General features: G+C 75.1%; 14 protein-coding genes. 8 read left to right on the top strand and 6 right to left on the bottom strand.

Translation table 11 applies throughout. The features are described 5' to 3' along the window. Positions 1-13: 13 nt before the first annotated feature. Complete coding sequence (locus tag BMY88_RS09530) at positions 14-901, bottom strand: FAD binding domain-containing protein (protein WP_091942515.1); 888 nt, start codon at positions 899-901, stop codon at positions 14-16. A gap of 117 nt (positions 902-1,018) precedes the next feature. Between BMY88_RS09530 and BMY88_RS09525 the strand changes: the two genes are divergently transcribed. After that, on the top strand, positions 1,019-1,969 hold the full coding sequence (locus BMY88_RS09525; protein WP_091942513.1) for a LysR family transcriptional regulator: 951 nt from the start codon (positions 1,019-1,021) through the stop codon (positions 1,967-1,969). A 4-nt stretch (positions 1,970-1,973) separates the two neighbouring features. On the opposite strand, the gene BMY88_RS09520 is transcribed toward BMY88_RS09525, so the two are convergent. Beyond that, on the bottom strand, positions 1,974-2,324 hold the full coding sequence (locus tag BMY88_RS09520) for a hypothetical protein (RefSeq protein WP_091942511.1): 351 nt from the start codon (positions 2,322-2,324) through the stop codon (positions 1,974-1,976). Between the two features lie 199 nt (positions 2,325-2,523). Between BMY88_RS09520 and BMY88_RS09515 the strand changes: the two genes are divergently transcribed. Together BMY88_RS09515 and BMY88_RS09510 are read left to right on the top strand one after the other, a co-directional pair. Next, positions 2,524-3,354 carry an ABC transporter ATP-binding protein gene (locus tag BMY88_RS09515; protein WP_244524560.1) on the top strand — a complete coding sequence of 277 codons (831 nt, stop codon included), beginning with the start codon at positions 2,524-2,526 and terminating at the stop codon, positions 3,352-3,354. 1 nt (position 3,355) lies between these two features. Continuing rightward, positions 3,356-5,896 carry an ABC transporter permease gene (locus BMY88_RS09510; protein WP_091942508.1) on the top strand — a complete coding sequence of 847 codons (2,541 nt, stop codon included), beginning with the start codon at positions 3,356-3,358 and terminating at the stop codon, positions 5,894-5,896. Between the two features lie 15 nt (positions 5,897-5,911). Here BMY88_RS09510 and BMY88_RS09505 read toward each other — a convergent pair whose 3' ends face one another. Continuing rightward, positions 5,912-6,949 carry an alcohol dehydrogenase catalytic domain-containing protein gene (locus BMY88_RS09505; RefSeq protein WP_091942506.1) on the bottom strand — a complete coding sequence of 346 codons (1,038 nt, stop codon included), beginning with the start codon at positions 6,947-6,949 and terminating at the stop codon, positions 5,912-5,914. Positions 6,950-7,075: 126 nt separating this feature from the next. After that, positions 7,076-8,422, bottom strand: coding sequence for a wax ester/triacylglycerol synthase domain-containing protein (locus BMY88_RS09500; protein WP_091942504.1), 1,347 nt, complete (start codon positions 8,420-8,422; stop codon positions 7,076-7,078). Positions 8,423-8,625: 203 nt separating this feature from the next. On the opposite strand from BMY88_RS09500, the gene BMY88_RS23795 reads away from it, so the two are divergent. Then, complete coding sequence (locus tag BMY88_RS23795; protein WP_170861034.1) at positions 8,626-10,203, top strand: LGFP repeat-containing protein; 1,578 nt, start codon at positions 8,626-8,628, stop codon at positions 10,201-10,203. Between the two features lie 15 nt (positions 10,204-10,218). On the opposite strand, the gene BMY88_RS09480 is transcribed toward BMY88_RS23795, so the two are convergent. Together BMY88_RS09480 and BMY88_RS23370 are read right to left on the bottom strand one after the other, a co-directional pair. Further along, the gene (locus BMY88_RS09480) at positions 10,219-12,648 is read right to left on the bottom strand and encodes an HAD-IC family P-type ATPase (RefSeq protein WP_139220448.1); all 2,430 of its coding nucleotides are present in this window, start codon (positions 12,646-12,648) and stop codon (positions 10,219-10,221) included. Next, a complete protein-coding gene (locus BMY88_RS23370) occupies positions 12,645-14,312 on the bottom strand; it encodes a BUD32 family EKC/KEOPS complex subunit (RefSeq protein WP_139220447.1) in 1,668 nt (555 codons plus the stop codon). The genes BMY88_RS09480 and BMY88_RS23370 overlap by 4 nt, the downstream gene beginning before the upstream one ends. A gap of 130 nt (positions 14,313-14,442) precedes the next feature. On the opposite strand from BMY88_RS23370, the gene BMY88_RS09475 reads away from it, so the two are divergent. From BMY88_RS09475 to BMY88_RS09460, 4 genes are all read left to right on the top strand, one after another. Further along, positions 14,443-16,827 (top strand): phosphatase PAP2 family protein, encoded by a 2,385-nt coding sequence (locus BMY88_RS09475; RefSeq protein WP_091942499.1) that lies wholly within the window; start codon positions 14,443-14,445, stop codon positions 16,825-16,827. Between the two features lie 71 nt (positions 16,828-16,898). Then, entirely contained in the window at positions 16,899-18,452 is a 1,554-nt protein-coding gene (locus tag BMY88_RS09470) for an HNH endonuclease signature motif containing protein (RefSeq protein WP_091942497.1), read from the top strand. Positions 18,453-18,465: 13 nt separating this feature from the next. Continuing rightward, complete coding sequence (locus tag BMY88_RS09465) at positions 18,466-20,082, top strand: AAA family ATPase (RefSeq protein ID WP_170861033.1); 1,617 nt, start codon at positions 18,466-18,468, stop codon at positions 20,080-20,082. A gap of 602 nt (positions 20,083-20,684) precedes the next feature. Beyond that, positions 20,685-21,332 (top strand): rolling circle replication-associated protein, encoded by a 648-nt coding sequence (locus BMY88_RS09460; RefSeq protein WP_211435578.1) that lies wholly within the window; start codon positions 20,685-20,687, stop codon positions 21,330-21,332. The last annotated feature ends 139 nt before the right edge of the window (positions 21,333-21,471 follow it).

Raw genomic sequence — 21,471 nt, 5'->3', positions numbered from 1 at the left:
GATACCTGCACGGTCAGCCTCCCGGAACGGCGGTCAGGGCCCCCGCCCGCGCGACGGCGGTGCGCATGACCCGACGGGTGAGCTCGTCGGCGAGGTGGCGCTTGTAGTCGACCGGTCCGCGGCCGTCCTCGACCGGCGCGCTGGCCTCGGCGGCCAGCCGGCCCGCGGCGGCGAACGCCTCCTCGCCCGGCCGCTGCCCCACCAGGGCGGCCGCGGCGTCGGTGGCGAGGCCCTCCAGGCCCAGGGCGGTCAGGCCGACGGCGGCCTCGGCGATCGTGCCGTCGTCGGCCAGGACGACGGCGGCGCCCGCAGCGGCGACGGCCCAGTCGCCGACCCGGCGCTCGACCTTCTCGTAGGCGCTGCCCTGCCCGGCGCGGACCGGGAAGCGCACCTCGACGAGCAGCTCGTTCTGGCCGCAGGCCGTCTCGTAGGGCCCGCGGTGGAACTCGGCCATGGGCACGGTCCGCTCGCCGGCCGGCCCGGCCACGACGACCTCGGCCCGGAGGACGTCGCAGACGGTGGTGAGGTCCTCGGCGGGGTCGGCCTGGGCGAGCGAGCCGCCGATCGTGCCGCGGTTGCGCACCACCGGGTCGGCGATGACCCGCTCGGCGTCGTGGACGATCGGGAACAGCCGGCCCACCTCCTCGGAGTCGAGCAGGTCGGCGTGGCGGGTCAGGGCGCCGACGCGGAGGAGGCCGCCGTCGACGGTGACGTGCCGGAGCTCGTCGAGGTCGTTGATGTCGATGATCCAGTCGGGGCGGGCCAGCCGGAGCTTCATCATCGGCAGCAGGCTGTGGCCGCCGGCGATCAGCCGGGCCTCCTCCCCGTGCCGCTCGAGCAGCTGGAGTGCCTCGGCGACGCTGGTCGCCCGGACGTAGTCGAACGGAGCCGGTACCTGCACGGGGCGCCCCCCTGACCGCCGCCGGACCCCGCGCCGGGGTCCTGGTGCGGGAGACCTTGTCTGTGACCTGTATCACTGTCAAGATCGTCCTAACCGAACGGTTAAGAGGGCTGCACGGTGACCTTCACCCAGCTGCGCACCTTCGCGCTGGTGGCCGAGCTGGGGTCGGTGCGGGCTGCCGCGGCGGCGCTGGGGGTCAGCGAGCCGGCGGTCTCGGCCGCCGTGGCCGCGCTGCGCGGCGACCTCGGCGACGCGCTGTTCCGGCGCACGGGGACCGGGATCGAGCTCACCGCCGGAGGTCGGGCCCTGGCCGTCCGCGCGCGGGAACTGGTGCGGCTGGCCGACCGGGCGCGGGCGGAGGTGGCGGCGGCGGACTCGGCCCCGCGCCTGCGGGTGCTCGCCACGGCGGCCTGCGCCGAGCACGTGGCCGGCCCCGTCCTCGCCGCCTTCGCCCGCCGTGCACCGCGGACGGCGGTGGACCTGGCCCGGGCCGCGGCCGAGCACGCCGCGGAGGCGCTCGCCGACCGCTCGGCCGACATCGTGCTGGCGGCGCGGCCGGTGTCCGCCGACGGCCCGGTGCACGCGGTGCCGTTCCTGCGCTACGAGCGGATCGCGCTGGCCGGGCCCGGCCACCCGCTGGCCGGCCGGGGGCGGCCCGCCCCCGCGGAGCTCGCGGCGGGCCCGTGGCTGACCGGGCCGGACGGGTTCGAGCCGGGCAGCGAGGAGGCGCGCTGGGCCGGCGCGCTGCCCGCCGCGCTCGCGGTCGAGCGGCACCCGAGCGAGGCCGCCGCGCGGCTCGCGGCCCGGGACGGCGGCGGGGTGGTGCTCGCCCTCGCCCATGCCGCCCGGGACGAGGTGCGGCGGGGCGACCTCGTCCGGCTGCCGGTCGAGGGCACACCGGTGACGGGCCTGTGGTGGTCCGTCGTCCCCGGCGACGACCGCGCGACCCCCGCCGCCCGCGCGCTGCAGCGGTTCCTCACGACCCCGGCGGCGACCGCGGCCCTGCTGGCCCGGTCGCCCCGGGCGGCACCGCCGCGCCCGACCGTGCGGGTGGAGCTGTGGAGCTGACCGGTCAGCCCGTCGCCGGATCGGCGGGGGGCTCCTCCCCCGCGGCGACCCGGTCGGAGATCCGGGCACCGGGCTGGGACTGAGCGGCCCCCGAGCTGCCCGCCTCCGGGTCCAGGCCGATCGAGCGGTGCCGCCCCGGCTCCCCCTCCCCCAGCACGACCTGACCCTCGGTCATCTCCGGGTCGTCCCGGACCTGCTCGACCGGGGCCTCGCCGGTGGTGTCGCCGGTTCCGCCGTCGTGCACCTCGGGGACCGACGTCCCCTGCTCGGCGACCCGGATCGCCTCCGCGACGTCGTCCCCGCTGCGGGAGGGGTCCGGGGAGGTGCTCGCGGTGGGGTCTGCGGGTTCGGACACGGGAGGCCTCCGCACGTCGTCGGGCAGGGTGCGGGGAGTGTCGCGACCCCGCGGCCCACAGGCAAGGGCCGCCCGGCCCGGGCGGCGCGCCGGCGCCGCCGCACGGGCCGCCGCGGAGCGCATGAAGGCCTTCCCGCCGCCCGCCGCCTTCCCTAGCGTCGACCTGCAGGCGGCCGGCCCCCCACCCCCTGGAGTTCCCGTGTCCTCCTTCCCGCACAGCGACCCGCAGTCCCCGACGACGCCCGCGGCCCGCGGGCGCTCCCTCACCAAGGTCTTCGGCGAGGGCGACACCCGGGTGGTGGCGCTCGACGGGGTCGACGTCGACTTCGACCGCGGCCGCTTCACCGCGATCATGGGCCCGTCCGGGTCCGGCAAGTCGACCCTCATGCACTGCATGGCCGGCCTGGACTCGGTCACCGGCGGGCAGGCCTACATCGGCGACGTCGACCTGAGCACCCTCGACGACAAGGCGCTCACGGTGCTGCGGCGCGACCACGTCGGGTTCGTCTTCCAGGCCTACAACCTGCTCCCCACCCTGACCGCGCTGGAGAACATCACGCTGCCGATGGACATCGCCGGCCGCCGCCCCGACCGCGAGTGGCTGGACCTGGTGGTGGACACCGTCGGACTGCGGCCGCGGCTGGCACACCGCCCCAGCGAGCTCTCCGGCGGGCAGCAGCAGCGGGTGGCGTGCGCCCGCGCGCTGGCCGGGCGCCCCGACATCGTCTTCGCCGACGAGCCGACCGGGAACCTGGACTCCCGCAGCGGCGCCGACGTCCTGGACTTCCTGCGCCGCTCGGTCCGCGAGATGGGCCAGACGGTGGTCATGGTGACGCACGACCCGATGGCCGCCAGCTACGCCGACCGGGTGCTGTTCCTGGCCGACGGCCGGATCGTCGACGAGATGCTCGAGCCCACCGCCGACCGCGTGCTCGAGCGGATGAAGGCCTTCGACCCCGAGGGCGGCGGCGACCGCGCGGCTCCGGCCGACGCGCCCGCCGGCGACGGATCGCGGGCCGGGGTGCGCTGACGTGTGGCGGACCACGTACCGCAACCTGCTGGCGCACAAGCTGCGCCTGGCGCTGTCCGGCCTGGCGATCGTGCTGGGCGTCGCCTTCGTGGCCGGGACGCTGATCTTCACCGACACCCTGAGCAAGACCTTCAACGACCTGTTCCGCAGCACCGCGGCCGACGTCAACGTCACCCGGGCGGCCGCCTTCGACCAGGGGCTCACCGGCACCGGCACCGGCGGCACCGCCACCTACGTCCCGGCCGAGCTGGTCGAGGAGATCGCGGCCGTCGACGGCGTCGCGGCCGTCGAGGGCAACGTCCAGGCCGAGGGGGTCTACATCCTCGACCGCGACGGCGAGGTGCTCGACACCGGCGGCGCGCCCGGGCTGGGCATCAGCTGGGACACCGAGGAGTCCCTCTCGCCGACCACGCTGGTCGACGGGCGGGCCGCCACCGCGCCCGACGAGATCATGATCGACACGAACTCGGCGGAGGAGACCGGCTTCGCCGTCGGCGACACGGTCACCGTGCTCACGCCCGGCCCGCGGATCGAGGCCGAGCTCGTCGGCACGTTCCGGTTCGGCGACGAGGGCGGCCTGGCCGGGGCTTCGCTGACCGCCTTCGACGCGGCGACCGCGCAGGAGCTGCTCACCGCTCCCGGGCAGTTCACCGGCATCGGGGTGGCCGCCGAGGACGGCGTGGGCGACGACGAACTCGCCGAGCGCGTGGCCGCGGTCGTCGGGTCGGACTACGACGTGAAGACGGCGACCGAGCAGGCCGACAGCCTGGCGTCGGACTTCTCCGAGGCGCTGCAGTTCATCAACGTCTTCCTGCTCGTCTTCGCCGGCGTGGCGCTGTTCGTCGGCACGTTCATCATCCTCAACACCTTCTCGATGCTGGTCGCGCAGCGGACGCAGGAGCTGGCTCTGCTGCGCGCGCTCGGCGCGAGCAGGAGCCAGGTCACCCGGTCGGTCCTCGCCGAGGCGCTGGTGCTGGGCGTGATCGGTTCCACCATCGGGATCGCCGCCGGGTACGGGGTGGCCGCCGGCCTGCGCGCGCTGTTCGGATCGTTCGGCCTGACGCTGGACGGCAGCCTGGTCTTCGCCGGGGACACGGTGCTGTGGTGCTACGTCGTCGGCGTCCTGGTCACGCTGGTCGCCGCCTACGTGCCGGCGCGGCGGGCCGCGCGCACGCCGCCGATCGCGGCGATGCGCGACGACGTCGCCCAGGTGCACCGCGGCCTGCGCCGGCGCACCGTGATCGGGATCGTGCTCGTCGCGGCCGGGGTGGCCGCGCTGATCAGCGGGACCCTCGCCGACGACGGCGGCACGGGGGCCTCGTTCGTCGGCCTCGGCGCCCTCGCCCTGATCCTGGGCACCACGGCGCTCAGCCCGGTGCTGGCCCGGCCGTTCCTGCGCCTGGTCGGCGCGCTGCTGCCGCGGCTGTGGGGTACCACCGGGCGCCTGGCCCAGGAGAACGCCATCCGCAACCCGCGCCGGACCGCGGCCACCGCCTCGGCCCTGATGATCGGGCTGGCGCTGGTGAGCGCGTTCAGCGTCATCGGGGCGTCGACCAACAAGAGCATCGACGCGCTGATCGCCGGGTCGATCCGGGCCGAGTTCGTGGTGTCCAGCGCCGTCGGGGCGCCCTTCAGCCCGGACGTCGCCGACGAGATCGCCGCCGTCGACGACGTCGACACCGTCATGCCGATGCGCTGGGGAGGGGCCCAGCTCGACGGCGAGACGGCGTTCCTGACCGCCGTCGACCCGGCCGGGCTCGACCGCAGCATCGAGCTGACCTGGGTGAGCGGCTCCGCGGACGACCTGGGCGACGGCCTCGTCGTCGACGAGCCGACCGCGGACTCCCGGGGCTGGGCGGTCGGTGACACGGTCGAGATGCTGAGCATCGACGGCCGGGAGCGGGAGCTCGTCGTCGGCGGCATCTACGAGACCAACCAGGTGATGGGCTCGACCGTGATCTCCCTCGACACCCTCGCCGGCGCCGGCGGGGTCGCGCTGGACCGCTTCCTGTACGTGGACCTGGCCGAGGGCGCCTCGCCCGCCGACGTCCGGCCCGGGCTGGAGGACGTGCTGGCCGCCTACCCCGTCGTCGACCTCAAGGACCAGTCCGAGTTCCAGGACGAGCAGAAGGGCCAGGTCGACCAGCTGCTGCTGCTCATCAACGCGATGCTCGTGCTGTCGGTCGTCATCGCCGCCCTGGGCATCGTGAACACGCTGGCCATGTCGGTGATCGAGCGGACCCGGGAGATCGGGCTGCTGCGCGCGGTCGGGCTCGGCCGCGGGCAGCTGCGCCGCATGATCCGGCTGGAGGCCGTCGTCATCTCGCTGTACGGCGCCGTGCTCGGCATCGTGCTGGGCACCCTGTTCGGCGTCGCGCTCAGCCGGGCGCTGGCCGACCAGGGCATCAGCGAGCTCGCGGTGCCCGTGCCGCGGATGCTGGTCTTCCTGCTCGTCGCCGCGGTGATCGGGGTGCTGGCCGCCGTCGGTCCCGCCCGGCGGGCGGCCCGGCTGCAGGTCCTCGACGCGATCGCCCGCGCCTGACCGCGGGCGGCCGGGTCAGCGGAGGACGGCGACCTTCAGGGCGCCCGAGGCGACGGGGTCGTCGAACAGGTCGTAGGCCTGGGGCACCTGGTCGAAGCCGAACCGGTGGGTGACGATCCGCCCCGCGTCGAGCTTCCCGGTCTGCAGCATCCGCAGCAGCATCGGCGTCGAGGAGGTGTCGACCAGGCCGGTGGTGATCGTGACGTCGCGGATCCACAGGTCCTCGAGGTGCAGCGTCGTCGGCCTGCCGTGCACCCCGATGTTGGCGATCCGCCCGCCCGGGCGGACGACGTCGACCGCGAGGTCGAACGCCGCCGGCAGTCCCACGGCCTCGATGCCGACGTCGGCCCCCAGCCCGCCGGTCAGCTCGCGCACCGCGGCCACCACGTCGTCGTCCGGCGAGAGCGCGAGCTCCGCGCCGAAGGAGACCGCGGCCGCCCGCCGGGCCTCCACCGGATCGACGACGACGATCCGCTGCGGCGTGTACAGCCCGGCGGTGAGCACGGCGGCGAGGCCGATGGGTCCGGCACCGACGACGACGACGGTGTCCCCGGGCCGGACCCGGGCGTTGAGCGCCCCGACCTCGTAGGACGTCGGCAGGATGTCGGCCAGCATGAGCGCCGCGTCGTCGGCCACCCCCTCCGGCAGCGGGTGCACCGAACCGTCGGCGAACGGCACGCGGACCGCCTCCGCCTGCACCCCGTGCGTCGTGTGGCCCAGGATCCAGCCGCCGCCCCCTCGGCACTGCCCGTAGCGGGCCTCCCGGCAGTACGCGCACCGGCCGCACGCGCTGATGCACGACACCAGCACCCGGTCCCCCGCCGCCACCGTGCGCACGCCGGGGCCGACCTCGATGACCGTGCCGACCGCCTCGTGCCCCAGCACCGTGCCGGGCGCCACCTCGGGCACGTCCCCCCGCAGGATGTGCAGGTCGGTGCCGCAGATGGTGAACCCGTCCACCCGGACGACGGCGTCGTCGGGGTCCTGGACCCGTGGGTCGGGCACCTCCTCCCAGCTCCGCTTGCCCGGGCCGTAGTACACCAGCGCCTGCATGGCTGACCTCCCGCTCGTCGGTGCACCCAGTCCACCGGTCGGCGCGGCCACCCCGCAGGCGCCGAAGGTCCCGGCCGGGCGGGCACCACGGCCCGCCGCCGAGGTCCGGCCGCGCGGGCACCGGCGTCAGGGAGCCGCCGCCGGTGCTCCGAGGGCCGCGAACTGCGCGTCGAGCGCGGCGACGAGCACCGGCAGGTCCGGCACCCGGTCGGCGTCGACGATCGCCGTCACCGTCAGCGTGCCGGCGTAGGAGAGCGCGTCGAAGGCGACGGTGACGTTGCCGGCCTCGCCGACGGCCAGCGGGACGACCCGCTCGACGGCGTGGCCGGCCAGCGCGAGGGGCCGGTCGGGTCCGGGCACGTTGCTCACCAGGGTGTGGAACCGGCGCTGGCGGCGGAGGTACCAGCGGTAGGCGCCGGCCGCCGCGAGCAGCCGGAAGACCGGTCCCAGCAGCGCCGGCAGCGACGGGCCGGCCGCCGAGTCCCGGGCCGCGCGGACCGTGCCGGCGAACCGCGCCAGCCGGTCGGCCGGGCTGCCGGCCACCGGGACCGCGACCACGAGGGGCGTGGTCGCGTTGCCCAGCCGGTCGGTGCCCGCCGTCCGCCGGGCCGTGACCACCACGGTGACCAGGAGCGGGTCCACCGCCTCCCCGCGGGCGGCCAGGAGGGCGCCGAGCGCCCCGGCGACGGCGACCAGCAGGGCATCGTTCACGGTGCCTCCGGCGCGGTGGGCGGCGGCGTGCAGCCGGCCGAGGTCGACCGCGACCGCGGCGGCGCGGCTGGTCGTCCCCGTCGGTGCCAGGAGCGAGCACGGCCCGGCCGGCGGCGTCCGCGCGCGGCCGGCCGCCCGGGTGGCGTCGCGGAGCTCGCGGACGCCGGCCGGCAGGCGCCGCAGCGCCCGCGCGCGGCTGCGCAGGGCGTCGGAGGCGAGGACCGGGTAGGCCGGCCGCGGCCGGGGCGGCTCCGGGACGGCGGCGGGGGCACCGTCGACGACCGCGGCCAGCAGCGCCAGACCGCCGATGCCGTCGACCAGGACGTGGGAGAGGACGACGACCACGCCGGTGCGACCGGCCGCCAGCCCCGTCACCACGGTCGCCGCCCACCCCGGCCGGTCCGCGGGCAGCGGCTCGCTCACCAGCGCGGCGGCCAGGTCCAGCAGCGCCTGCTCGTCCCCCGGCGGCGGGCAGGGCAGCTGCCGGACGTGCCGCGCCGGGTCCGCGCGGGCGTCGTCGACCCACACCGGCCGACCGCCGCCCGGCGGCGTCCGCTCCAGCCGCTGGCGCAGCCGCCGCACGCCCCCCAGGCGCCCGGCGAGGACGCGGGCCACCTCCTCGGGGCCGCGCTCTGCGGGGGCCAGCACGAGCACCGCCGCCAGTTGCATGGGCAGGCCCCGCCGGCCCAGGGACCGCATCGCCAGGTCGGCCGGGCCGGCGCGGTCCACCGGGACGCGCCGGCCCGTCCGCTCCCGTGCCATGGGGTCTCCCCTGGGTCCGACGGCTGGAACGCCTCCACCCTGGGCGGGCCGCCCTCGCCCCGCCGCGGCCGGACGTCGTCCCCGCCGGGGCCCTGGGGCCCTGGCTCCCGGGACGGCGGACCCTGGCCCGCGTCCCGGCACGCCGAGCACCCTCGGCGTGCCGGGCCGGTGCGGCCCCGGCGCCTCTCCGGGAGGTGGTCCCCGTGCTGGTCCGGCATCGCGGTGGAGCGCTGGCGGCGCTGCTGATCGTCTTCCTCACGGCCGCGCTGGTGCATGCGCCCGCGGCGGTCGCCGCCCCGGTGTGCACGCAGGCCGACCCGGTCGTGCGCCGGCACTGCGAGCTCGGCGGGGCCACCGGCTTCCTCGGGGCCCCGACCACGGCCGTCCTGACGGCACCCGACGGGGTGGGTCGCTTCCAGTACTACGCGGGCGGGTCCATCTACTGGACCCCCGCGACCGGCGCGCGCGAGGTGCACGGCGCGATCCTCGCGAAGTGGGCCTCCCTGGGCTGGGAGCGCAGCGTGCTCGGCTATCCGGTCACCGACGAGCTCACCGCACCCGACGGGATCGGCCGCGGCTCGTTCTTCCAGGGCGGGGCGGTCTACTGGACCCCGGCCACGGGCGCGCACGAGGTGCACGGCGCGATCTTCGCCAAGTGGCGGTCGATGGGCCTGGAGCGCAGCGTCCTCGGCTACCCGATCACCGACGAGCTCACCGCACCCGACGGGATCGGCCGCGGCTCGTTCTTCCAGGGCGGGGCGGTCTACTGGACCCCGGCCACGGGTGCGCACGAGGTGCACGGCGCGATCCTCGGCACGTGGCGGTCGATGGGCCTGGAGCGCAGCGTCCTCGGCTACCCCATCACCGACGAGTACGACGTCGTCGCCGGCCGGCAGAGCGACTTCCAGGGCGGCTTCCTGCGCTGGACGGCGGCCACCGGCGCCGTGCGCACCGCGGTGCTCGGCCCCTACGACCGGTCGGGCACGTGGGTGACCCGGTTCCGGTTCAGCCGCGAGTTCGCCGGCGCGAACCCGCCGATCACGCCGGCGACCGTCGATGCCATGGCCGACGCCGGGGTGGACACCGTCTACCTCCAGGCCGCCGCGGACGACCCGCGCTACCCGGACCTGATCAGCCCCGACCTGCTCGGCCAGTTCCTCACCCGCTCGCACGCGCGGGGCATGCAGGTCGTCGCCTGGTACCTCCCGCACCTCACCGACGTCGACGCCGACCTGCGACGGCTGCGCGCGATGGTGGACTTCCGCGCCGGCGGCCAGGCCTTCGACGCCGTGGCGGTGGACATCGAGGACCTGTCGGTCGCCGACGTCGACCTGCGCAACGCGCGGCTGGTGGACCTCTCGGTCCGGCTGGCCGCCGCCGCCCCGACCACCACCCTCGGCGCCATCGTGCTGCCGCCCGTGGTCACCGACGTGCTCAACACCGCGTACTGGCCGCGCTTCCCGTGGCGGCAGCTCGCCCCGCACTACCAGGTGTGGATGCCGATGGCGTACTGGAGCAACCGGACCGCGGCCTCGGGCTGGCGCGACGCCTACCGCTACACCAGCGAGAACATCGCCCGGGTGCGCGCCCACCTCGGTGAGCCGTGCGCCGCGGTGTCGGTCATCGGCGGCTTCGGCGTCGACCTGCCGGCCGCCGACTACGCGGCCATGGCGCGGGCGGCCGCCGACCAGGGCGCGATCGGGGTGTCGGTCTTCGACTGGACCACGACCCCGGCGGCGTCCTGGCCCCCGCTGCGCGACTACGCCGTGCGCGGCTGCTGAGCCGACCCGGCCGGGTCACTCGCGGGCCGGGGCCGGCAGTGAGCGGTGCAGCCCGCCGGAGCGGGCGACGACCTCGACCAGCAGCGCCCCGCCGGCGCCCAGCGCGGCGGCGAGCAGCAGCGTCGGCCCCGTCGGCTGCAGCAGCAGCACGTCCTCGCGGAAGCCGGGGAGCGCGACGGCGAGCGCGGCGAGCCCCGCCATCGCGACCAGCAGCGCCGCCTTCCCCCGGGTCAGCGGGCGGGCCAGGACGGCGAGGGTCCACAGCGCCACGACGAGGACGACGACGGTCGCGGTCGTGCGGGCCGCGGCCACCCCGCCGTCCGGGTCCAGCCACCGGGTGACCGCGTACGCGACGTAGGCGAGCGCCCCGATGACCAGCCCGACCGGCAGGGAGAAGCGCAGCACGCGGCCGACGAAGCCGGGCACGTACCGGCGGCGGTTGGGTGCCAGCGCCAGGAAGAAACCGGGCACCCCGATGGTCAGGGTCGAGATCAGCGTCAGCTGCACCGGCTCCAGCGGATAGGCGACCAGCGTCACCACGGTGACCAGGGCGAGCACCACGCTGTAGACGTTCTTGACCAGGAACAGGTTCGCCGCCCGCTCGATGTTGGCGATCACCCGGCGGCCCTCGGCGACGGCGTGCGGGAGGTGGGCGAACCGCCCGTCGAGCAGCACCAGCTGGGCGACCGCGCGGGTGGCCGGCGCCCCGTTGCCCATGGCGACCCCGATGTCGGCGTCCTTGAGGGCGAGCGCGTCGTTGACGCCGTCGCCGGTCATGGCGACGACGTGGCCCCGGGCCTGCAACGCCCGCACCATGGCCCGCTTCTGGTGCGGCGTGACCCGGCCGAACACGCTCGCCGTCTCCAGGACGGCGCCGAGCGCGTCGGGGTCCTCGGGCAGCGTCCGGGCGTCGACGGCGTCCCCGGCACCGACGACCCCGGGCACGCCGACGGCGGCGGCGACCGCGCCGACGGTGCGCGGGTTGTCGCCGGAGATGACCTTGAGGGCGACGCCCTGGTCGGTGAAGTAGCGCAGCACCTCGGCGGCGTCGTCCCGGATCCGCTCGGCGAGCACCACCAGCGCGGCGGGCTCGAGGCCCGCCGGCAGGTCCGGCTCGGCCGCGTCCCCGGCCCAGGGCTCGGGCGACCGGGCCAGCAGCAGGACGCGGCGGCCGGCGGCGGCGATCTCGTCGGCGCGGGCCCGCGCATCGCGCTGCGCGCCGCAGCCCGGTGCCGGCAGCACCATCTCCGGTGCGCCCAGCACCCAGCTGACCCCGCGAGCAGTGCGGACGGCCGACCACTTGCGCGCCGAGGAGAACGGCACGGCGGCGGCCACCGCCTCGCCACCGGCGTCCGCGAACGCCGCGGCCAGCGCGCGGGAGGTGGCGTTCCCGCCGTCGGCCGCGCACAGCAGCGCGAGCGCCGGGCCGGTGCCGGCGTCCGCGCCGAGGGGCTCCACGCGGTCCAGGGCGATGTCGCCGTGGGTGAGCGTGCCGGTCTTGTCCAGGCAGACGACGTCGACGCGGGCCAGCCCCTCCACCGCCGGCAGCTCCTGGACCAGCACCTGCCGCCGGGCCAGCCCGAGCGTGGCCACGAGGAACGCCAGCGTGGTGAGCAGCACCAGGCCCTCGGGGACCATGCCGACCAGCGCCCCGACGGTGCCGGTGACCGCGTCGCGCCAGTCCTCGTTCTCCTCGGTGCGGAACTGGCTCCACAGCACCAGTGGGCCCACCACCAGCAGGACCAGCGCGATCCAGCGCAGGATCCGGGTGGTGCCCTCCTGCAGTTCCGACCGGGCGCGGGTGAACACGCGCGCCTCGGCGGCCAGGCGCGCGGCGTAGGCCTGCTCCCCCACGGCGGTGGCCTGCACCCGGCCGCTGCCGGCCAGGACGACCGAGCCGGACAGCAGCGCATCGCCGGGGACCTTGGCGACGGAGTCGGACTCGCCGGTCAGCAACGACTCGTCGACCGAGAGGCCCTCGCCGCGGTGCAGGACGCCGTCCACCGGCACCTGGTCACCGGCACGCACCACCAGCAGGTCGTCGAGGACGACGTCCGCGACGGCCGCCTCCTCCTCGCGGCCGTCGCGCACCGGCCGCGCCCGCGGGGCGCTGAGCACGGCCAGCCGGTCCAGCGTCCGCTTGGCCCGCAGCTCCTGGACGATGCCGATCGCGGAGTTGGCGACGATGACGCCGCCGAAGAGCGCGTTCTGCCAGCGGCCGGTCAGCACGGCCACCACCCACAGCGCGGCGAGCAGGCCGTTGAAGAACGTGAACACGTTGGTGCGCACGATCGCCGCGAGGCTCCGGCTGGTCCGCGCGGCCGCCACGTTGACCGCGCCGGCGGCCACCCGCGCGGCGACCTCGGCGGCGGTGAGGCCGTCCGGCCCGGTGACGTGCCCGGACGCGAGCGGGGCCGGCGCCCGCGCGTCCGGGCCGGCCGTCACAGGAGGTCCCCGGCGCGGAGGTTCAGCGCGACGACGGCGACGGTCAGGAGCGCGGTCCCGACCGCCCCGACGGCGAGCAGGACCCGGCGGATGCTCCAGCGCTGCACGCGGATGGGCGCACGGTCGGGCAGCCGGCGGCGGAACTCCCCGACCAGGTCGCGCTCGCCGGTGTCGACCAGCCGGCGCAGCTGCCGGGGAACGGTCAGGGAGCTCGTGGTGGCGAAGGCCTCCGCCAGCTCGTCCGGGGTGAACAGCCGCCCGGCCCGCTGCAGCACCCGGTCGGGACCGGCCCCCAGCCCGCACACCAGCAGCATGTTGGCCAGGTCCACGGCCTGCCGCCAGCGCGAGGGCCGCAGCTCCCCGAACGACACGTCGACCAGCACCACGCGGTCGCCCTGGGCCAGCAGGTTGGACGGCTTGAGGTCCCGGTGCGCGGCGCCGGCCGCCCACAGACGGCGCACCTGGAGCAGAGCGTCGTCGACCACCGCGTCGTCCATCCCGGAGTCCAGGATCTCCACCGACCCCGGGACCAGCTCGGTGACCAGCAGGTACTCCTCCTCGGGCACGATCTCGACGACGCCGACCGGGGCGGGCACCCGCACCCCGCCGTCGCGCAGCAGCCGCAGCATGTAGTCCTCGTGCTCGACCAGCCGGCGGACCGAGGAGAACGGCGCCTCGTCCTCCAGTCGCCCGTAGCGCAGCACGCGGAACAGCTTGTACCAGCGGTCGGACCGCAGGTGGGTGCGCGAGTACAGCTTCCCGAACAGTTCCGCGGAGGAGCCGCCGGTCACCCCCAGCCGGCACGGGGTCGAGCCGGCGGAGCCGTCGAGCCGGTAGGGGTCGATCGAGGTCAGCTCCAGCCCGAGCTGGTCGCGCAGGGCAGCGCGGATCCGCCCGGTGCGCTCCGCGGTCAGCTCCAGGTGCGCCGGCATCCGGCGGCGGTAGGTCACCGGGTAGGCGCTGTCCGGCACCAGGACGGCGAACACGACGGCGGCGACACCGCAGCCGAGCACGGCGCTGGCCAGGGCGGTGGAGGCGTCGTCGAGACCGAGGGCGATGCGGGGCGCGATGCAGGCGACGAGCAGGGCGACCACGGCCACCCATCCCCAGCGACGCGGGCGGCCGGCCGGGACGAGCACGTGCAGCGTCGCGACGGCGACGGTGGCCAGGACGACGTCCGGCCAGGCGGAGAGGGCGAGCACCTCCGGCGTGCCCGTCAGCTCCGCCCGCACCGCCCGGACCAGCACGGTGCCGCCGACCGCCACCTGGGCGACGGCGGCCATCCCGGAGATCGTGCCGAGGTAGACCAGCAGGTGCCGCCAGCGCGCCGTCCACACCAGCACCAGCACGGGGGGCAGCCACAGCACCCGGTAACCGAGGTCGCCACCGAACCGGGCGAGGTCGGCCGCCAGCTCCGGCCGCCGCTCCCCCGGCCCCAGCAGATCGCTGACGGCGCGGTCGAGCGGGGCCACCCCGCCGGGCCCGTCCGACCAGAGCAGGAGCAGCGCGGCCGAGGTGGCCACGGCCGCGATCCACGCCCACACGCGCGGCGGCAGCGACCGGTGCGGCCGGTCGTGGCCCGAGGGCCGGCGGTCCGCCCCGCCGTCCGGCCACGACGGCCGCCGGCCCTCCCTCCCGGGCAGCGCGGAACTGAGGTCGGCCACCGGGCCATCGTCGGCCGGTCGGCCCCGCGCCGGCCGGGGTCGGCCGGCCCGTGCCACCGGGACCGAGGTCCCTGCACGTCGGGCCGGGAGGCACCTGCGGGCCGGCCACCCCGGCCACTGGACTGGGGGGATGGCCACCCGACTCGCCTCCGAGGCGCCGACCGACGACGTCCCGGCCCCGGCCGCGGTCGGGGCCACCCGCATCGTCCGGCTGCGCACCGACCTGGTCCGCACCGGACTCGGTCTGGCCGTGCTCGGCATCGGCTTCCTGCTCGCCAGGCAGGGCGAGCTGTCGGCCGTCGAGCGCGACCTGTTCCGGCTCGTGAACGACCTCCCGGGCATCGTCCTGCCGGCGGTCTGGCTGGTCATGCAGCTCGGCAACGTCGTCGCCGTCCCGGTGCTCGCGGCCGTCGCGGCGCTGCTCCGCCGGTTCCGCGCCGCGCGGGACCTGCTCGTCTCCGGGCTGCTGGCGTACTTCGCCGCCGACCTGGTCAAGTCGATCGTCGGACGCGAGCGGCCGGGCGGCCTCCCCGTCGGAGCAGTGCTGCACGAGGGCTCGATCGGCGGCATCGGGTTCGTCTCCGGGCACTCGGCCGTCGCGGCGGCCCTGGCCACGGCGGTGGCGCCCTATCTGAACCGCCGCGGGCGGCGCCTCGCCTGGACCCTGGCCTGGGGCGTGGCCCTCGCGCGGGTCTACGTCGGCGCGCACCTGCCCCTGGACGTCCTGGGGGGCCTGGCCCTGGGCTGGGCGATCGGCTCCGCCGTCCACCTGGTGTTCGGCATCCCGCGCCGGACCGTGCGGCCGGCCCGCGTCGAGGCGCTGCTCACCGACGTCGGGCTGCCCGGCACCCGCGTCCGCCCGGCTCCGGTGCGGGCCCGCAGCTCGCACCCGTTCCTCGGCGTCGCCCCCGACGGGCGGCTGCTGTACGTCAAGTACCTGGAGCCCGACCGCGCCGAGCGGGACTGGCTGCACCGGCTGTGGCGGCTGCTCACCGTCCGGGACGTGAAGGACGACGACGCCCTGGCGCCCCTCGGGCACCAGGCCGAGCACGAGGCCGTCGCCGCGATGACCGCCCGCGCCCGCGGCGTCCGGGTACCGGAGGTGGTCGTGGCCACGGGCAGCGACCGGCGCGCCCTCGTCGTCCAGGAGTTCGTGCCCGGCCGCCCGCTGGACACCCTGACCCCCGCCGAGATCACCCCGGAGCTGCTGCGCGCGGTGTGGGAGCAGGTGGCGCTGCTGCACGCCGCCCGCGTCGCCCACCACGACCTGGTGGCCGCCAGCGTGCTGATCGACCGCGAGGGGCAGCCCTGCCTCGTCGACTTCGGCAACGCCCGGACCGGCGCCTCCGCGGACACCATGGCCGACGACGTGGCGGAGCTGCTCGCGTCCCTCGCCGTCCACGTCGACCCGGAGCCCGTGGTCGACGCCGCCGCGTCCGTGCTGGGCGCGCGGCAGGTCGCGGCCGCGCTGCCCTCCCTGGCCCCGCTGACGCTCGCCGCGGAGACCCGCGAGCGGCTGCACGCCCGTCCGGAGCGGTTGTCCGCCCTCCGCCGCGCGGTGCGGGACCGGCTGGGCCTGCCCGACCCCGCCCGGCCGGCGTGGCCCCGGGCCGGCCGGGCGGCCGTGGCCGCGGTGGCGGCCGGCTGCGCCGTCGTCCTCGGCCTCCTGCTGGTGGAGTCGGGGACCGCGGTCCTGGACACGCTCGAGGACGTCGGCTGGCGGTGGCTGGGCGGCGCGGCCGTGCTCGCCGGTCTCGCCCGGGTGGCGGCCGCGGCCGCCGTGCTGGCCACCGTCGACCGGCGGATCGCCGTCGGGCGGGTCCTGGGGATCCGGGCGGTCCAGGACAGCGCGTCGCTGCTGCACGGGCGCGCCGGCCGCAGCCGGGCCGCCGAACGGTTCCTCGAGAGCGCCGGGGTTCTCCCGGACGACGCCGCCCGGGCGATCCGGCGGACCATCGCCGGGGCGCTGACCGGCGCCGCCGTCGTCGCCGTGTCGGCGCTGGCGCTGGGGCTGGCCCGGGACGGCGTCGGTACGTGGCGGGCACCCGCGGACGCCCTCCGGCCGGCCCTGATCGCGCTGGGCGGGGCGTGCCTGGTGGCGGCGGGGCAGGTGCTGGCGGGCAGGGGCCTGCCGGCGCGCGAGCAGGCGCGGCCCCGGCGGCGGGGGCGGTGGCGCCGCCTCCTGCTGTCCCCGCGCTGGGCGGTCCAGGTCGCCTGGTCGGCGGTCGCGACCGGGCTGGAGGCCGCGGCGCTGGCCTGCGCGGTGGAGGCGGCGGGCGGCCGGGCCTCCGTGCTCGCCGTGGCCGCCGGCTACGCCGCGCTGCGCCTGATCTGGACCGCCGTTCCGCTCGCCGGGCTGCCCGGCGCCGCCGAGGCCGCCCTGCTCGTCCTCCTGGTCGCCCTCGGGGTGCCGATCACCGACGCCTGCGCGGCCGTGCTGCTCGCCCGGGCGCTGACCTTCTGGTTCCCGGCCGCGTTCGGTGCCCTGACCGCCCGCCGGGGGCCGACGTGGTGACGGGACGGACGGCCGGCTCGGCCACCCGGAACCGACACGGAACGGTCGTACCCCGGCTCTAGCGTGAGGTCATGTCGGGGAGCCGGTTCGCGGTCGGGGTGACCGTGGTGCCGGTGGACGATCCGGCGTGGGAACCGGTGGCGGAGCTGCCGGTGGACCCCTTCCGGGCACCGGAGATGCTGCCCGGCGGCCGCAGCGCGGCGGACAACGCGCGGTGGCTGGAGCAGATCACCGCGGCCGAGGCGATGCTGGCGGGATTGCGGGTGCGGTCGGTGATGGAGCTGGCCGCGGCCCGCCCGGCCTCGGCCGACCGCCGCCCGGGCCAGCGGGGCGCCGCCGCCGGGGAGGTCGCCGGCCCGGGCCGCCTCGACGGGGTGAGCGAGTTCTTCGCCGACGAGCTGGCGCTGGTGCTGAACTGCTCGCGGACGGCGGCCTCGACGCTGATCGATGCGTGCGAGGCGCTCTGGGAGAAGCTTCCCGCCACGCTGGCGGCGCTGGATGCGGGCACGCTGGACTGGCCGCGGGCCCGGGCGATCGCCGAGCAGTTGGGTCACCGGGCGCGCGGGGTGGCGCCGGCGGTGATCGCCGAGGTCGAGGCAGCCGTGCTGCCCGGGGCGGGTGAGCTGTCCATCCGGCAGCTGATCGCCGCGGTGCGCCGGGAACTGATCTCCCGCGACGCTGCCGCATCCGACCGACGCCGTGCCGACGCCGAACGCGGCTGCGACGTGACCGTGCGCCCGCTCGGCGACGGGGTGAGCGAGCTGGTCGCCCGGATGCCTGCCGAGCTGGCGGCCGCCTGCCGGCGCACGGTCGATCAGGTGGCGTGGGCGGCCAGGGAGGCCGGCGACGACCGGCCGCTGGGCGTGCTGCGCGCCGGCGCGCTGGCGGACTTCGTGCTGCAGCCCTGGGACGACGAGCACGCGGCGGTGACCGCGATCGTGACCGTCGAGGTCCCGCTGGCCGCGCTGACCCCACACGGGTTCCTGGCCGAGGGCGGCCCGGTGCCGGCGGCGTTCTCCGGGCCGGGGGCGGTGTTCTCCCGGCCGGGGGCGGCGTTCTCCCGGCCGGGGGCGGCGTTCTCCCGGCCGGGGGCGGCGTTCTCCCGGCCGGGGGCGGTGGCCGAACCGACCGGGGCGGTGGACGGCGAGCCGATCACCGCCGCGCACCTGCGCCGCCTGCTCGAGCAGCTGGACACGCTGTGCCCCGGCGGGCTGCGCGCCCCGGCCGGTGGCCGGCTGCAGTACGCCTTCTCCGGCGACGCCGGCGGGCTGCGCGCGGTGGCCACCGACGAGGAGCTGCGCCGGCTCGCCCGCCGCGGCTGCCCCGACCACCCGACCGATCCCGATCGCGCCGGCCGGGAATGCGGGTGCCCGGTGCTGGGCGCCCCCGCCGAGCTGGACCGCTACCGCCCGTCGGCCCACCAGGTGCGATTCGTGCGCACCCGCGACCGCACCTGCCGCCATCCCGGCTGCGCCAACTCCGCCGGGTGGTCGGACTGCGACCACGTCGTCCCGCACGGCGAGGGAGGCGCGACCGACTGCGCCAACCTCGCTAGTCGCCAAGACGTCCCCTGCACGCAGGCCGAAGCATGGAAGTATCCCAAGAAATACGACGGAAGGCTCTAGGACTCCTATGCGATTGGCCACGGCTCACTTCAAGGGCTTCAAGCGGTTCACCGACACGCAGATCGTAGGCATCCCCGCAACCGCTCGGCTGGTCGTACTGGCGGGACCGAATGGCTCAGGAAAATCCTCGATCTTCGACGGCTTCCGGGCATGGCACGGCTATAGCGGTGGAGTTGGCTACGGATGGGATGAGACTTACGGAACGAAGGTGGGAACGCCCGCCGTGAGTTGGCCCGAGCATGCTTCCATGACGTTTCACGACCCTCTCCCGACGGGCCCCGAAGAGTTGAAGCGGATGGTCTACATTCGTAGCGCCTTCAGAAACGAAGCGGACTTTCAGGTCAACAATTTCAGTCGGCTCGCTTCCCCGCTTGACAACCCCAGGATTAATCGTCTGATTGATAACGACGTTAGTGTCTCCGACAATTACCAGCGTCTGATCATGCAGACGATCGATGGAATCTATGACACGTCGATACCCGATACGACAACAAAGGGAGAGATTCGGGATCGCATCATTGGTGACGTTCGGAGGGCGATGCAGGAGGTCTTTCCGGACCTGCTGTTGAGCGGCGTCGGGGGCGTCGGAGTCTCGACCGGAAGTGCAGGAACGTTCTACTTCGAGAAGGGCGACTCTAAGAATTTTCTCTACAAGAACTTGTCTGCGGGGGAAAAGTCAGCTTTCGACCTGATCTTGGACACAGTCGTGAAGCGAGAGTTCTACGATGACACGCTTTGGTGTATCGATGAGCCGGAGACCCATCTGAACACGCGGGTTCAAGGGGCGCTGCTGGAGACTCTGGTGAATCTCCTGCCGGAGCGATGCCAGCTGTTCATGGCAAGCCACAGCATCGGCTTCATGCGGAGGGCCTGGGAGATGGCGCAGTCGGACCCAGGGAGTGTCTGCTTCATCGATCTTCAAGGCTCGGATTTCGATCAACCTGTCGTACTGCCGCCGGTGCAACCGACCCGCGACTTCTGGGCGCGGACTCTTGACGTCGCACTAGGCGATCTGGCGATCTTGGTGGCGCCAGAAGAGGTCGTTCTGTGCGAAGGCAGGCCAGCGAAGGGTCAGAACGATCAAAAGGCAGCGTTCGACGCGACGTGCTACCGCAGGATCTTCAGTGGGGAGTTCCCCAATACCGATTTTCTCTCCGTCGGCAACTCGCAGGATGCCGGGCAGGACCGCATCGAACTAGGCAAAGCCATACAAGCAATATCGTCCGGAACTTCCGTCCGGAGGCTAATTGACCGAGACACGCGGTCGGCGGAGGAAGTCCGACTCTTGGTAGACAGCGGCGTGCGAGTGCTCAGCCGCAGGCACATAGAGGCCTACCTTCTGGACGACGACGTAATCCGGGCGCTGTGTGAGGTGAATCAGCAGCCTGAACGGATTGCGGAGGCGCTCACGATCAAAGAGGAAGAACTTGCGGCGAGCGTTGCGCGGGGCAATGACACAGACGACTGGAAATCACCGGCAGGCTCCATCTATGTCCGCCTTCGGAAACTCCTCCTGCTAACCGCTGCGGGTAGCGACTGGAATGCATTTGCCCGCGACACGCTGGCTCCTTTGCTTCAGCCTGGAATGGCTGCCTATGCCGAATTGCGGCGGGACGTCTTCGGAAGGTGACGAATCGCCAGGAGCCGGACGCGCTAAGCGCGGCAGGCTCTTGACTTGAAGTAGCAACGTAACTCGGAATCGCTCTCGCCTGCTTCCGCGTCGCCGATGACGCCTCCGTGGGGGGACCACACGGAGGCGTCATCCCCATAGGTGCCGATGTAGGTCCGGGGGGAGTCGGTCAAGGGCGCGTAGCGGCGAAGCGGACCCTTGACCGGCGGCGGACGGGCCGGAGACTGCACCTGCGGGGAGGGCGGCGACGCCCTCGCTCTTCTCGCCTCCGGGGATCACCTGGCTTGACACGGACCGGAGTGCTGGTGAGGCTGCCCGGCGTTCGCGGATAAACGGTCGGGTATCCCACGCCCTCACGACCGGAGTAGGGCCCCAATTCCCGCGGACACATCTCTACAAGATGCGTGGGCAGCAAGCCGCTGATGCTGAAGCGGTAGACGAGCGCGAGGGCGTAGCCGCCGGGGCCGATCACTTGCTGATCGGTTGCCCCGGAGGCCCTCTTGCTTACCCCACCGCTGTCCCCGTCTAGCCCGGCGGGCTGGTTCGTCACGCTCTACCCCGGTGCCGGAGAAGTCGGCGGGTCGTTTCGCTACTCGGTGCCGGTGCAGCGGGCGCCCGGTGGCGGGGATCCCGAGCGCTCCAAGGAGGAGGCCGCGCGGCGGGCGGCACGCAAGGTCCGCCGTTACTGCGCACACAACCGCCTGAACCGCCTGGGCACGCTGACCTACCGGGGGTCGGGCTGCCACGACCCTCGCCGCCTACGGCGCGATGTGTCGGAGTTCTTCCGTTCGCTGCGCAAGCTGCTCGGCGGCACGCCGGTCGCGTACCTGTGGGTGCCGGAGTGGCACAAGACCGACCACGGGCTGCACGTGCACTTCGCAGTCGGCCGGTTCATCGCCCGGGGCCTAATCGAGCAGGCCTGGGGTCACGGGTTCGTCCACATCAAGCGGTTGTCCGCACCGTCTGGCTCCACGGCGGCCGGTCTGGCTCGTGACGAAGCGCGCATCGCGGCCCGCTACCTGTCGAAGTACATGCGCAAAGGCTTCGACGTCCGACGTATTCCGGGGCTGCACCGCTACGAGGTGGCCCAGCGCTTCCAACCGGAGACGGTTCGGCTGCGCGGGCGGACGATCGAGGACGTCATGGCTCAGGCGGTCACGGCGATGGGCGGCGATCCGGACGAGGTGTGGACGTCGGACCAGTCGCTGGCCTGGCAGGGGCCGCCTGCGCTGTGGGCGATGTGGCGGTGAACCGGGCGGAGTTGGCCCGGCGGGTGGCGGAGTCTTGCGCCGCGTCGGGAGTGCCGGTGCACGTCGAGGATGCGGCTGTCGTCGCGCGAATCGCTGTGCTGCTGCGGGTGCCCGGGGAACGGTCAGGGGCGCAGGCCCG

It is taken from the genome of Trujillonella endophytica (assembly GCF_900110555.1).
GTDB lineage: Bacteria > Actinomycetota > Actinomycetes > Mycobacteriales > Geodermatophilaceae > Trujillonella > Trujillonella endophytica.
Note: the sequence above shows the minus strand (reverse complement) of the source record. Positions and strands in the feature narration are given on the sequence as shown.

Excerpts from the sequence above, each read along its gene's own strand:
- BMY88_RS09505 (WP_091942506.1), bottom strand. The coding sequence starts at position 6,949 with ATGCAGGCGCTGGTGTACTACGGCCCGGGCAAGCGGAGCTGGGAGGAG.
- BMY88_RS09500 (WP_091942504.1), bottom strand. The coding sequence starts at position 8,422 with ATGGCACGGGAGCGGACGGGCCGGCGCGTCCCGGTGGACCGCGCCGGC.
- BMY88_RS09475 (WP_091942499.1), top strand. The coding sequence starts at position 14,443 with ATGGCCACCCGACTCGCCTCCGAGGCGCCGACCGACGACGTCCCGGCC.
- BMY88_RS09470 (WP_091942497.1), top strand. The coding sequence starts at position 16,899 with ATGTCGGGGAGCCGGTTCGCGGTCGGGGTGACCGTGGTGCCGGTGGAC.